This window comes from Microvirga sp. (genome assembly GCF_014699075.1).
GTDB lineage: Bacteria > Pseudomonadota > Alphaproteobacteria > Rhizobiales > Beijerinckiaceae > Microvirga.
Genome location: NZ_JACXAB010000022.1, coordinates 1 through 13,417 on the forward strand (window position 1 = coordinate 1; position 13,417 = coordinate 13,417).

Sequence of the window (13,417 nt, forward strand, 5' to 3'; positions counted from 1 at the left end):
CTCGAACGCCCGCACCTCTGCCAGCTTCACGGTGGGGGTCGATCCGGTGGCCGATGCCGGCACCATTGCAGGTTCCAGCACAGGTGCCGAGGACACGGCCATCGTGCTCCAGCCGGTCTTTGCCTCGCCCGATCCGTCGGAGACCTGGTCTGAGTTCGCTCAGGTGTCGGGCGTGCCGGCAGGCGCGCGGCTGAGCCAGGGCGCGGAGCTGAGCCCTGGCGTATGGCAGGTGGCCACCGCCGACCTGCGGGCCGGGCGGGTGGCGGTGCATCCGGCTGAGCACTCGGATGCGGACTTCACCCTCACGATCAGGGCGACGCTGATCGACACGGGCAACGGCACCAGCGTCAGCCGGACGGTGACGGGTAGCCATGCGGTGAGCGTTACGGCGGTGGCCGATGCGCCGCAGGTGACGGCGAGGGATGCGACAGGTCAGGAGGACAGCGCCATCCCGCTCGACCTCGCAGCCGCTCTCACCGATGCAGATGGATCTGAGTCCATGGTTGTGAGCATCTTCGGCATTCCCGAGAAGTTCATGCTGTCAGCCGGAACGGCACGGGGTGGAGGCGAATGGCGGGTGCCAAGCGGAGATCTGCAGGGTCTCAAGCTGATGCCTCCGGCGGATTGGAATGGCACGTTGAACCTGACGGTTCAGGCCACCAGCACCGAGACGAGTTCAGGAGGAACCGCCACAAGCAGCAAGCCGTTCACGGTGACGGTCGCTCCGGTGAACGATGCGCCCGAGCTGAGTCTGACCGCTGCGGAACACGCAGAGGCCGGTGAGCACCAGGCGGAGGTCATTGGCACTGCACATGCGACGGATATCGACAGCACGCAGCTCGGCGGCGCTGTCATCACGCTCTCGGGCGCACAGCCGGGCGACAGGCTCGATCTTGAGGGTTTCACCCTGCACAGCGAGAACGGGAGGACGATGATTGGTGACACCGGCATCGAACTCGTGGGAGGAGCCTATGCCGGCGAGACGGGTACGCTGACTCTCAGCGGCCATGCCTCACCCGAAACCTACGCCGCGGTGCTGCAGTCCCTGATGCTCGAGAGCGGCGCTCAATCCGGCCTAACAGCCGGAACCCGCAGCATCGGGGTCGTCTTGTCCGACAGCGAGGGCGCCTCTTCGACGCGAAAATCCGTGGATGTGGTGATTGACGAAGCCGAACCTGTGGCACCACAAGGGCAGGGCTCCGATACCGTGCAGAACAGTGCCGGATCGGACATGATCCTCCTGATGTCCGATGAGGAGGCTGACATGAGCCACGCCGCGACTGCCTCATGGACGGAGCAGATCGACGGTGATCCCTCCTCGGCTGCGTCCCATTCGGTACCTAATCTCGACCAGCCGGCTGCTGACCATATTCAGACCATCGACGATCTTCAGGTCGATGCCTCCCGGATGAACTGGTCCTGACGATTGCCCGGCGGGAGGGAGCCTCCGAGGGATCTGTCCTGCCGAAGAAGTCTTATTGGGTGCCTGGCTGCACGATGGGCACATCCACGGGAGGAGTCGGTTCGTCGGCGGGCTTGTCGTCCTCTAAGGGCTCAAAAGGATCTAGCGATGGAAGTTCGGGCAAGGGACCCGGGACATCGGGCGGCTGGTCGGAAGGCTTTGGCGTGTCAGACATGGGAGCTCCATCGGTGGATTGCTCCTTTGGGAAAGCACAGGCGACCGATGCGTTCCCGGCTCAAGGCTTGATCACCCAAATAGATAGCGCTCACCTGCCGTGCAAGGTGGCCGGAACCCTGGCTGATCTGGGCCGTTGGATCACGTCCACTGCCGACCAATGCACCCGTGTGCTCCCTGTTCCGATGTAGGTCGGCGGTGATTTCACCTCAGCCTGATCGCTCTCCAGCATGGCGGTCGGTCTCTGTCGCGCCGAGGGAGGTTTCGATTGAGTGAAATCCAGAATCATCCATCGCCCGCGCTCGACAAGGTACCGGTCACCCTCACGGTCAACGGCAAAACCAGAACGGTGGAGGTCCTGCCCTGGACCGTCCTTCTCGACCTCCTGCGCGATCATCTTGGCCTGACGGGAACCAAGAAGGGCTGCGATCATGGGCAATGCGGCGCCTGTACGGTGCTGATCGATGGCAAGCGGATGAATTCCTGCATGGCCCTTGCCGTCATGAAGGACGGCGCGAGCATCACGACCATCGAGGGGCTTGCCGTAGACGGCGAGCTGCATCCCCTGCAGCAAGCCTTCATCGATCATGATGCCTTTCAGTGCGGCTACTGCACCCCAGGCCAGATCTGCTCCGGCGTCGCTCTCATTCAGGAGGGCCGGGCGCGCACCCGCGACGAGATTCGCGAATGGATGAGCGGCAACATCTGCCGCTGCGGCGCATACACCAATATTGTCGACGCCATCGAGCAGGTGCTGGGCTCGACCACGGAGGCAGCGCAATGAACCGCTTTTCCTACCTGCGGGCCGGCAGTATCGAGGAAGCCGTCAAGGCGGCAGCCGCCGATGCGTCCGCCCGCTTCATCGCCGGCGGAACGAACCTCGTCGATCTGATGAAGTACAATGTGGAGCGTCCGACCCGTCTCATCGACATCACGCGCCTTCCCCTGAACACCATCGAGGAAACCGAGAGTGGCGGGCTGCGCCTTGGCGCCATGACGACCAATGACGACGTGGCTCATGACGCCCTTGTCCGGAGCCGTTATCCGCTGCTCGCCAGCGCGATCCTTGCCGGCGCCTCGCCGCAATTGCGCAATGCGGCGACGACCGGCGGCAATCTTCTTCAGCGTACCCGGTGCTACTACTTCTATGACACGGCCACGCCGTGCAACAAGCGCGAGCCCGGCACAGGCTGTCCGGCAACCTTCGGGCGGAATCGCATCCATGCGATCCTGGGCACCAGCGATCACTGCATCGCGACGCATCCCTCCGACATGTGTGTGGCTCTCGCGGCTCTAGAGGCTGTCATCCACGTCGCGGGACCCGATGGCGAGCGCACGATCCCGATCTCCGAGTTCCATCGCCTGCCGGGCGACAGGCCGGAGATCGACACCACGCTGCAGCATGGGGAGATCATCACGGCCGTCGAGCTTCCGCGGACGGATTTCGGGGTTCACCACACCTATCTGAAGCTGCGTGATCGCCTCTCGTATGCCTTCGCGCTGGTTTCCGTCGCGGCTGCGCTCCGCATGGATGGGAACACCATCGCGGAGGCGCGGCTCGCCCTCGGCGGGGTTGCCCACAAGCCCTGGCGCGATCCGGATGCCGAGGCGATGCTGCGTGGGCATCCTGCCAGTGCGGAGCTTTTTGCGGGTGTCGCCGATCACATCCTGCGCGAGGCCAAAGGCTTCGAGGACAATGCCTTCAAGATTGATCTGGCCCGGCGCGGGATCGTCCGCGCCCTCTCGCAGGCCGCTGCGGGAACGCCGCAATCCCAGACCGACAAGCGCATCAGGTAAAGGACGGGACGGATGCTGAAAGCTCATGGTTACGTCGGCGCTCCGCAGAACCGGGTCGATGGGCGCGCCAAGGTCACGGGCGAGGCGCGCTATGCCGCGGAGTTCGATGCGCCGGACCTCGCCTATGGGATCGTCATCTCGAGCGCGGTCGCCAAGGGGCGGATCACATCGATCGATGCCTCGGCTGCCCTGGCCATACCGGGCGTGGTTCAGGTCTTCACGCACGAGAACCGGCCTCGCACCGCATGGTTTAACCGCAATTACCGGGACGATGTCGCTCCGCCCGGTTCTCCCTTCCGTCCGCTTTACGATGAACAGGTCGTCTATAGCGGCCAACCGATTGCCCTCGTGGTGGCGGACGAGTTCGAGATAGCAGCCCATGCGGCTTCCCTGGTGCGTATTGAGTACGAGATTGACACTCACATGACGGATCTCGACATCAAGCGGAGCGAGGCCTATGTGCCGCCGAAGAAGCGGTCGGGCGTCACGCCGCCGCCCAGTCCGCGCGGTGACGCCGATCAGGCCTTCGCTCGGGCGCCCGTGAAAGTTCACGCCGAGTATCGGATTGCCATCGAACACCATAATCCGATGGAGCCCCATGCCTCCACCGTCATCTATGAAGAGGATGGCAAGCTTACCATTCACGACAAGACGCAAGGCGTTCAGAACAGCCAGCGCTACGTCTCAGGCGTATTCGGCCTCTCCAGCGATCAGGTCCGCGTCGTGTCGCCGTTCGTCGGCGGGGCCTTTGGCTCGGGCTTGCGTCCGCAATACCAGCTCTTCCTCGCCGTCATGGCAGCCCTGGAGCTCAAGCGCTCGGTCCGGGTGGTGCTGACCCGCGATCAGATGTTCACCTTCGGCTATCGGCCGCAAGCCATCCAGACCATATCGCTGGGTGCAAATCCTGATGGAACGCTCCAGTCCATCATGCACGATGCCGTCCAGACGACCTCATCCTTCGAGGATTACCAGGAGGTCATCGTCAACTGGTCGAACCTTCTCTACCATTGCGACAACGTCAAGCTGACCTACAGTCTGGCTCAGGTCGATACCTATACGCCCAGCGACATGCGTGCGCCCGGCGCGGCGACCGGCGTCACCGCCATCGAGACGGCCATGGACGAACTGGCCTATGCTGCCGGCATCGATCCTGTCGAGCTGCGGCTCAGGAACTACACCGAGGTGGACGAGGCCAACAAGAGAGACTTCACCAGCAAGGAGCTGAGAGCCTGCTACCAGCTTGGTGCCGAGCGCTTCGGCTGGTCCAAGCGCAATCCGCAGCCGCGTTCCATGCGGGAGCGGCGGGAACTCGTCGGATGGGGCATGGCAACCGGTGTTTGGGAGGCCTTCATGCAGAAGACGGCCGCCCGGGCAGTGCTCGGCGCTGACGGCCATCTTGATGTCTCAACCGCTACGTCGGATATCGGAACGGGCACCTACACGATCCTGACGCAGATTGCCGCCGACACGTTGGGAGTGCCCATAGACAAGGTCACGACGCGGATTGGCGACTCAAGCTTGTCGAAGTCTCCGGTTCAAGGCGGGTCATGGACAGCCGCTTCGGCCGGAACGGCGGTGCAAGTCGCCTGCCGGAGCGTGCGCGAGACTCTCTTCAAATATGCCCGTGAGATGGATGGCTCGCCGTTGGCGAATGCAAGCCTTGAGCATGTCTCCTTCGCGGACGGGCGGATCGTGCTGACGAATGATCAGGAGACAGGAATCTCGTTCACCGACATCATGCGCGCCCGGGGCGTCGACAAGGTTGAAGCGGAGGAGAAGGCAGCCCCGGGCATGATGACTAGCATGCGCTATTCCGGCTATTCGCATTCCGCCGTCTTTGCCGAGGTGAGAGTGGACGAAGAACTCGGCATCGTCCGGGTGACCAGAATCGTCAACGCAGTGGCCGCGGGCACCATCCTCAATCCCAAGACCGCGCGCAGCCAGATCATCGGCGGCATCGTGTTCGGGATGGGCATGGCTCTCGAAGAGGAATCCCTGCTCGATCACAACCTCGGGCGGTTCATGAACCACAATCTGGCCGAGTACCACGTGCCCGTGAATGCGGACATTCACGACATCGACGTGATCTTCGTCTCCGAGCATGACGACAAGCTCAATCCCATGGGCATCAAGGGATTGGGCGAGATCGGCATCGTCGGCACTGCCGCGGCGATCGGGAACGCGATCTTCCATGCCACGGGCAAGCGCATCCGCGATTACCCGATCACCGTGGACAAGATTCTTGGATCATGACGCTGGTAAAACTGCCGATCAGGCGGTCCATACCTGTCCCGGCCTCATGGCCGTGAAGCGGCGCGCAGGGATGTTCCGTGCCTGCAGAGCCCTGGCGAGGTCCCGAGGTGGTTGATCGGCGCCTTCATCCGTGAGCCTGAACGTTCCCCAGTGATAGCCCAAGGCCGATTTGGCCTTGAGAATGCCGAATGCGCGCACCGCATCCTCTGGGTTCATGTGGTTGGGTGCCATGAACCAGCGCGGCTCATAAGCGCCGATGGGCAGCAGCGCCACATCCGGTCCGGCGTGTCGCGCTGCGATGCCCTGAAAATGCCTGCCGCCGACGAAACCGGTGTCGCCGCCGAAATAGACGGAACGGCCGCCGCCGCGCAGCATGAAGGAGGCCCAGAGCGCATGGTTGCGGTCGTTCGTGGCGCGGGCGGACCAATGATGCGCCGGCTCGGCGAACACCTGGAGATCGGAGCCAAGCGAGATGCGGTCGCCCCAATCCATCGCCGTGACGGCGATGCCTGGATCATGGGTGCGGATGATGGCGTCGTTGCCGAGCGGCGCCACGATCCGCGGGCGGTCGCGCTGCCACAGGCGCGCGAGGGTGGGCAGGTCCATGTGGTCGTAGTGATTGTGCGAGATGAGCACCGTGTCGATCCGGGGCAACTGATCGAACGGGATGCCCGGCGGGTTGTAGCGCCGCGGTCCGGCAAATGGCACAGGACTGGCGCGCTCGGACCAGATCGGGTCTGTCAGAATGTTGTGGCCGGCGATCTGGATCAGGAAGGACGCGTGCCCAACGAAGCTAATGCGCAGGTCGCGTCGCCCGACGCGAGCCGGGGGCGTGTCCTGGAACGGGCTGGGGTAGGGCTCCGGCCATGGTGCCGCGCTCTTGGTCAGCCGCCAGCGCAGGAAGTCGCCGAACCCGCGGGACGGCTCGCCACTGGGGTTGAAGAAGCGCTGGCCGTCGAAGTGATCGCTCGGCGGGCCGCTGTAGTAGAAGCCGCCCTCCCGGGCCTTTGCTCCCGAGGCGGTGCCGATGAACGGGAGGGATCCGATCAGGTTTACGACTTGTCTGCGCGACAGCACGTCCTGCTCCAGTGGGAATGCGAGGGTGACAGGAGCTTACGGTCTGGCTGGAGCTTGAACAATCACAAGGAGGAGATCGGGTTCTCCCGGGCCTAAATCTGCTCGCTCATGCGCTGAAGAGCTCCGGGTGCTCCGCCTCCACGCGCGGCAGGGCCCGCAGAATTTCCGTGAGGTGGCGGCGCATCGCGTCTGCAGCCGCATCCTCGTCCCGGGCATCGATCGCAGCCATGATGGCCCGGTGCTGGTCGATGAGGGGCAGCATCGCCTCCGGGCTCGGAAGGGTGAGCTGGCACACCCGGTCCATATGGGCCTTGATATCCTGGACCGCCTCCCAGGCCAGAGGGCAGCCGGCTCCTTCCGCAAGCGCGATGTGGAACAGTTCGTCATAGCGTTGGAAGGCCGCATGATCGTCCCGGCTGGCGGCTTGGGCCTGCAACTCCAGAAGATCATCGATCCTTTCCCGGCTCTGCGTGTCGAACGAGGAGCAGGCCCGGCGCACCACAGCGGTCTCGATCGCCTCCCGGACGAAGCGCGATTCCATCATTTTCCGCACCGAGATCTTCACCACCGTCGTGCCGCGCTGGGGCTGGATTTCCACGAGCCTCGTCTTGGCCAGGCCGATAAGGGCCTCGCGGACCGGCTGGCGGGAAACGCCATGACGCTCGGCGATGTCCTGCTCGGAGAGCCGGCTGCCCGGCGGGAGCTCCAGGGCGATGATCAGGCGACGCAACTCGCTTTCGATGCGCTGGGCCGCAGAGCCATGACCGGTAGGAAAGGGGCTGTTCACAATGGATCTCATTCTTTTGGCGAGTTGCGTCATATATTAGTGTATACTACCATACAATCGTCGACCAGAGGGCTGCGACAGACAGCTTCTGGCTCCGTCCCATGGGCTTGAGGGCTCCTGGGCGGGTGACGATCCGGCTGAAGGCTGGGTCTGAAAACAAGAAATCATCAGAGGACGCTCAAGGAGAAGACGATGCTGACGAAAAGGACATTCGCCGCTGCTGCGCTTGGTCTGTGCACCGCACTGCTGAGCGGCACGGCCAGCGCCCAGACCACGCTGCGCTCGGCTGACATTCACCCGGATGGATACCCAACGGTCGAGGCAGTCAAGCATTTCGGCTCCCTGCTGGAGAAGAAAACCAACGGCCGGTACAAGGTGCAGGTCTTCCACTCCGCCCAGCTGGGTCAGGAAAAGGACACCATAGAGCAGACCCGCTTCGGCGTCATCGACCTGAACAGGATCAATATGGGGCCGTTCAACAACCTGATTCCCGAGACCCTGGTGCCCGGCCTGCCCTTCATCTTCCGGTCCGTCGACCATATGCGCAAGACCATGGACGGGCCCATCGGCGAACAGATCCTGAAGGCGTTCGAGCCTCATGGCCTTGTGGCGCTCGCCTTCTACGACTCGGGCGCCCGGTCCTTCTACAATTCCAAGCGTGCCATCAACACGCCGGCCGACCTGAAGGGCATGAAGGTTCGGGTGATCCAGTCCGACCTCTTCCTCGACATGATCAATGCACTCGGAGCCAACGCGACCCCGATGCCTCCGGGAGAGGTCTACTCGGCGCTTCAGACCGGCGTGGTCGACGGAGCCGAGAACAACTGGCCGAGCTATGATTCCTTCCGTCACTTCGAAGTGGCCAAGTATTACTCCCTCACCCAGCATTCCATGTCGCCGGAAGTGCTGGTGATGTCGAAGAAGAGCTTCGACAAGCTCTCGCCCGAGGACCAGAAGGCCGTACGCGAAACCGCCAAGGAGTCCGTGGCGAAGATGCGTGAGCTCTGGGAAGCCCGCGAGAAGGAAGCCGAGAAGAAGATCCGGGCGAGCGGCAGCCAGATCAACGATGTGGACAAGCAGCCCTTCATCGACGCGATGAAGCCCGTCTACGAGAAGTACGCCAAGGACGCGAAGGTGAAGGACCTCGTGTCCCGCATCCAGGCGATGAACTGAGTTCGGTTCCTCCCGAACCAACCTGGGCCGGCTCCGGCCGGCCCCTTTTTCCTTCTGGAGATTTTGATCGATGCGCGATGGTCTTGCCGCGCTGTCCCGAATTCTTGCTGCTATCAACCGTGCGGCGCTTTGGATTTCCGGGGTCGGGCTCATTTTAATGACAGTCTTCGTCGGATGGCAGGTGTTCGGACGCTATGTGCTGAACCAGTCGCCGAGCTGGACCGAGCCGGCCTCCCTCCTGCTGATGAGCTGGTTCATTCTTCTCGGCTCTGCTGTCGGGGTGCGGGAGGGCAACCATCTCGGCTTCGAGATCGGTCTTCACTATGCTCCCCCAGGGTTGCGGCGCTTGATGCTCGGAGTCACGGAAGTTTTGGTTTTTGTCTTTGGCGCAGCCATGGCCTGGTACGGCACTGAGCTTGCCGTGGAGACCTGGTCGGCGGCGATGCCCGGTCTGCCGATCCCGCAAGGGTTCGACTATGTCCCTCTTGCATTCGGCGGTGCCCTGATCGCCCTCTTTTCATTGGAAAAGTTCGTTCGCCTCCTCTCCCTGGGAGAAGACGTGCCGCTGGTGCGCGTGGACGAGCCTCATCTTGTTGCCGTGAAGGATTGACGCCATGGAGATGTGGGTTCTGTTCGGCGTCTTCACGCTGCTCCTTCTCATCGGCACGCCGGTTGCGTTCTGCCTCGGCATCGCGTCGCTTGCGACCATTCTCTACATGGGCTTGCCGCCCGTCGTGGTGTTCCAGCAGATCAATTCAGGCATGAACGCCTTCGCCATGATGGCGATCCCGTTCTTCATCTATGCCGGTGATCTCATGATGCGGGGCGGCATCGCCGACCGCCTGATCCGTCTGGCCGCCGGTTTTGTCGGTCACCTGCGCGGCGGGCTCGGACAGGTCAACGTCGTGGCGTCGACGCTCTTCGGCGGTATCTCCGGATCGGCCATCGCGGATGCGTCCGCCATCGGCGGGATCATGATCCCGCAGATGGAGAAGCGGGGATACGCCAAGGATTACAGCGTCAACGTGACGGTGAACGCCGCGATCATCGCGCTTCTGATCCCGCCGTCGCACAACATGATCATCTACTCGATTGCGGCGGGCGGCACGATCTCGGTGGCGGATCTCTTCACGGCGGGCGTCCTGCCCGGGTTCCTCCTGGCGGCGGCCCTGATGATCACGGCCTATGTCGTGGCCGTGCGCCGCGGTTATCCGGCCGATCCGTTTCCAGGCTTTCGGATGCTGGCCTACTTCTTCGCCTCTGCGGTGCCGGGCATCCTGCTGATCTTCATCATCTTCGGCGGCGTGCGTTCCGGCGTGTTCACCGCGACGGAGAGTTCGTGCATCGCGGTGGTGTATGCCCTGCTGGTCACGCTCCTTGTCTACCGCGAGATGAACTGGGAGAACTTCGTCGAGGCGACCCTCGGTGCCGTGCGCACCACCGCGATGGTGCTCCTCGTCATCGGCACCGCCAGCGCGTTCGGCTGGCTCATGGCCTTCCTGCAGGTGCCGCAGGCCACCATTGCCCTGATGAAGGCCGTATCGGACAACCCGATCGTCGTTCTGCTCCTCATCAACGTCATCCTGCTGGTGCTCGGCACTTTCATGGATATGGCGCCGATGATCATCATCTGCACGCCGATCTTCCTACCGGTGATCAAGGCCTTCGGCATTGATCCCGTGCATTTCGGCGTGATCCTGATTCTCAATGCCGGTATCGGCCTCAACACGCCGCCGGTCGGATCCGTTCTGTTCGTCGGCTGCGCGGTCGGCAAGATCACCATTGGCGAGGCCATGAAGACCATCTGGCCGTTCCTGGGCGCGAGCGTCCTCGTGCTGCTCCTCGTCACCTACATTCCTGGGCTGTCGCTCTGGCTGCCGGCCCTGTTCCGCTGATCCATTTACTGAAAGAGGCAATCATGACCATCGAAATCCGGCAGGTCTGCCATCCCGAGGCCGTTCGTCATTTCAGCTCGGCCGAACTGCGCCGCCACTTCCTGATCGAGACGCTCTTCGTTCCGGGTGAGGTCAAGCTGACCTACAGCCATATCGACCGTCTGGTGGTCGGCGGCGTGACCCCGACCTCGGGGGCCATCAAGCTGGAATCGCACAAGCAGATCGGCTCCCCGAATTTCCTCGATCGGCGTGAGCTCGGCGTCGTGAACCTCGGTGGTGCGGGGCGCGTCCATACGGATGGAACCGTTCATGATCTTGCGCCCCGCGATGCGCTCTACATCGCCATGGGCACGAAAGACGTGCGCTTCGAGAGCCTTGACGCCGCAAGCCCGGCCAAATTCTATCTCGTCAGCACCCCGGCGCACGCCCGCTTCGAGACGGTGAAGATCGGCCTCGATCGGGCCCGCCGCGTGGATCTCGGTGATGCGGCGAACGGCAATGTCCGCACCATCTTCCAGATGATCCATCCGGAGGTCTGCCGTTCGGCGCAGCTCGTTCTCGGCATGACGCAACTCAAGCCGGGCAGCATGTGGAACACCATGCCGGCTCATCTCCACGATCGGCGCTCAGAGGTCTATGTCTATTTCGACATGCAGCCCGACACGCGCGTGTTCCACTTCATGGGTGAGCCCGACGAGACCAAGCATCTCGTCGTGTCGAACGAGCAGGCGATCCTCTCGCCGGGCTGGTCGATCCATTCCGGCGTCGGCACCAGCAACTACACCTTCGTGTGGGCCATGGGCGGGGACAACCAGGACTTCACCGACATGGACATGGTGCCCATGGACGCCCTACGCTGAGGACATGGCGATGACGTTCTCTTTCGATCTGACAGGCAAGACCGCTCTCGTCACTGGGGCCAACACGGGCCTCGGTCAGGGTATTGCGGTGGCGCTGGCCCAAGCCGGCGCTTCCGTCGTGGCGGTCGGCCGCTCCAGCATGGACGAGACGGAGCGCCTGTGTCGCGAGGCAGGCACTGGGTTCCACAGCGTGCAGGCGGACCTGTCCTCCCTCGAGCCGATCGAGCGCATCGTCACTGACGCCGTCACTCTGACCGGCCGCGTCGACATTCTCGTCAACAACGCCGGCATCATCCGGCGGGCCGATGCCATCGCATTCACGGAACAGGATTGGGACGACGTGATGAACGTCAATCTCAAGTCCACCTTCTTCCTGTCCCAGGCTGTGGCGCGCACAATGATGGCCGATGAACAGGGCGGCAAGATCATCAACATCGCTTCGCTCCTGTCTTTCCAGGGCGGGATCCGGATTCCCTCCTACACGGCAAGCAAGAGCGGACTTGCCGGCCTCACGCGGCTTTTGGCCTGCGAGTGGGCGTCGAAGGGCATCAACGTCAACGCCATCGCGCCGGGCTATTTCGTCACCAACAACACCGAGGCTCTGCGCAACGACCCGAAGCGCAGCAGCGAGATTCTCGGCCGGATCCCCGCGGGCCGCTGGGGCGACCCGGCTGACCTCGGCGGCGCCGCCGTCTTCCTAGCCTCGTCTGCAGCAAACTACATCCACGGCATCGTCCTGCCCGTCGACGGCGGATGGCTTGCCCGGTAAATCATTTCGGAGACGATCATGACTCGCAAAGGTTTAGCCTTCGCTTTCGACCGTGAAACCGCCTGGGAGGCTGCAGGAGAGGGCATCCGCCGCAAGGTGCTGACCTACGACACGGGCGTGATGATGGTGCGCGTGGCCTTTGAGGCGGGAGCCGTCGGCGTTCCCCATTTCCATCCGCACGTCCAGTGCAGCCTGGTCGAGCAGGGTGTCTTCGACGTTACCATCGACGGCCGCACCGAACGGCTGAGGCAGGGCGACAGCTTCCTTGTCCCGCCGAATGCCGTCCATGGAGCGGTTGCCGTTGAGGCCGGCGTTCTCCTCGATGTCTTTACGCCGATGCGGGACGATTTCGTTGCAGCGGACGCGTGACGGATTCCGCTTAGTTGCCCGATAGGTTTGAAAGCCAGACCAAACCGTCCTCGGTGCGCCCGCGCGGCCGGTACTCGGCTCCGACCCAGCCCTGGTAGCTCAGGCTATCGAGTGTTCGGAAGATATCCCGATAATTGACCTCACCCTCGTCCGGCTCGGCGCGACTCGGCACCGCGGCGATCTGCACATGGCCGATGAGGTTCAGATGGGTCCTCAGCCGCGTGGTCAGATCGCCCTGGGTGATCTGCACGTGGTAGCAGTCGAACATGAGCTTGATATTGCGGCGCCCGGCCTGCTCGATGATGGCGGCTGCCTGCTCCACGTGGTGGAGAAAATACCCCGGCCGGTCGCGATGGTTCATCGGCTCGATCAGGATCGTCATGCCTGCCTGACCGGCCCTGTCGGCCGCCATCTGCAGGTTGGTGATGAAGGTGCGCTCGGCAGCCATCCGCTCATCGGCGGAAACGATCCCGGCGAGGCAGTGAAGCGCCGAGGCTCGGATCGTGCTGCCATATGACAGGGCTTGATCCAGGGCATGCTGGAACTCGCTCTCGCGGCCCGACAGGGCGGCCAAGCCGAAATCGCCCGCGGCGTTCCCGATGGGCATGTTCAAACCGAGCATGGTGAGGTCGTGGCTTGCCAGTGCCTCGCGCATGTCATGGGCGGGCACGTGGTAAGGCCAATGCATCTCGACGGCCTTGAAGCCGCAGGAGGCAGCGGCAGCGACCCGCTCGATCTCAGGGCGATCGGAGAAGAGAAAACCCAGATTGGCCGAGAAACGGGGCATGGTTCTTTCTGCTA

13 protein-coding genes are annotated in these 13,417 nt (G+C 63.2%); 10 read left to right on the forward strand and 3 right to left on the reverse strand.

Features of this window, described 5'->3' with window-relative positions; translation table 11 throughout:
• The 4 genes from IC232_RS21305 to IC232_RS21320 all read left to right on the forward strand — a co-directional run.
• A partial coding sequence (locus IC232_RS21305) for a hypothetical protein (RefSeq protein ID WP_190846965.1) occupies positions 1–1,423 on the forward strand: 1,423 nt, incomplete at its 5' end.
• A 481-nt stretch (positions 1,424–1,904) separates the two neighbouring features.
• Entirely contained in the window at positions 1,905–2,420 is a 516-nt protein-coding gene (locus IC232_RS21310) for a (2Fe-2S)-binding protein (RefSeq protein ID WP_190846966.1), read from the forward strand.
• On the forward strand, positions 2,417–3,433 hold the full coding sequence (locus IC232_RS21315) for an FAD binding domain-containing protein (RefSeq protein ID WP_190846967.1): 1,017 nt from the start codon (positions 2,417–2,419) through the stop codon (positions 3,431–3,433). The genes IC232_RS21310 and IC232_RS21315 overlap by 4 nt, the downstream gene beginning before the upstream one ends.
• Positions 3,434–3,445: 12 nt before the next feature.
• Positions 3,446–5,686, forward strand: coding sequence for a xanthine dehydrogenase family protein molybdopterin-binding subunit (locus IC232_RS21320; protein ID WP_190846968.1), 2,241 nt, complete (start codon positions 3,446–3,448; stop codon positions 5,684–5,686).
• Positions 5,687–5,704: 18 nt separating this feature from the next.
• Here IC232_RS21320 and IC232_RS21325 read toward each other — a convergent pair whose 3' ends face one another.
• Positions 5,705–6,763: an MBL fold metallo-hydrolase gene (locus IC232_RS21325; RefSeq protein ID WP_312895215.1), complete on the reverse strand. Its 1,059-nt coding sequence runs from the start codon at positions 6,761–6,763 to the stop codon at positions 5,705–5,707.
• A gap of 106 nt (positions 6,764–6,869) precedes the next feature.
• Entirely contained in the window at positions 6,870–7,550 is a 681-nt protein-coding gene (locus tag IC232_RS21330) for a GntR family transcriptional regulator (RefSeq protein WP_312895216.1), read from the reverse strand.
• A 192-nt stretch (positions 7,551–7,742) separates the two neighbouring features.
• On the opposite strand from IC232_RS21330, the gene IC232_RS21335 reads away from it, so the two are divergent.
• The 6 genes from IC232_RS21335 to IC232_RS21360 all read left to right on the forward strand — a co-directional run bounded on the left by IC232_RS21335 (position 7,743) and on the right by IC232_RS21360 (position 12,616).
• The gene (locus tag IC232_RS21335) at positions 7,743–8,723 is read left to right on the forward strand and encodes a TRAP transporter substrate-binding protein (protein ID WP_190846970.1); all 981 of its coding nucleotides are present in this window, start codon (positions 7,743–7,745) and stop codon (positions 8,721–8,723) included.
• A 70-nt stretch (positions 8,724–8,793) separates the two neighbouring features.
• Positions 8,794–9,333, forward strand: coding sequence for a TRAP transporter small permease (locus IC232_RS21340; protein ID WP_190846971.1), 540 nt, complete (start codon positions 8,794–8,796; stop codon positions 9,331–9,333).
• 4 nt (positions 9,334–9,337) lie between these two features.
• On the forward strand, positions 9,338–10,618 hold the full coding sequence (locus IC232_RS21345) for a TRAP transporter large permease (protein ID WP_190846972.1): 1,281 nt from the start codon (positions 9,338–9,340) through the stop codon (positions 10,616–10,618).
• A gap of 23 nt (positions 10,619–10,641) precedes the next feature.
• A complete protein-coding gene (gene kduI / locus IC232_RS21350; RefSeq protein WP_190846973.1) occupies positions 10,642–11,478 on the forward strand; it encodes a 5-dehydro-4-deoxy-D-glucuronate isomerase in 837 nt (278 codons plus the stop codon).
• 10 nt (positions 11,479–11,488) lie between these two features.
• On the forward strand, positions 11,489–12,247 hold the full coding sequence (kduD, locus tag IC232_RS21355; RefSeq protein WP_190846974.1) for a 2-dehydro-3-deoxy-D-gluconate 5-dehydrogenase KduD: 759 nt from the start codon (positions 11,489–11,491) through the stop codon (positions 12,245–12,247).
• 18 nt (positions 12,248–12,265) lie between these two features.
• Positions 12,266–12,616 carry a cupin domain-containing protein gene (locus IC232_RS21360; protein ID WP_190846975.1) on the forward strand — a complete coding sequence of 117 codons (351 nt, stop codon included), beginning with the start codon at positions 12,266–12,268 and terminating at the stop codon, positions 12,614–12,616.
• A 10-nt stretch (positions 12,617–12,626) separates the two neighbouring features.
• On the opposite strand, the gene IC232_RS21365 is transcribed toward IC232_RS21360, so the two are convergent.
• Positions 12,627–13,403, reverse strand: a complete 777-nt coding sequence (locus tag IC232_RS21365) for a hydroxypyruvate isomerase family protein (protein ID WP_190846976.1) — start codon at positions 13,401–13,403, stop codon at positions 12,627–12,629.
• Positions 13,404–13,417 lie beyond the last annotated feature (14 nt).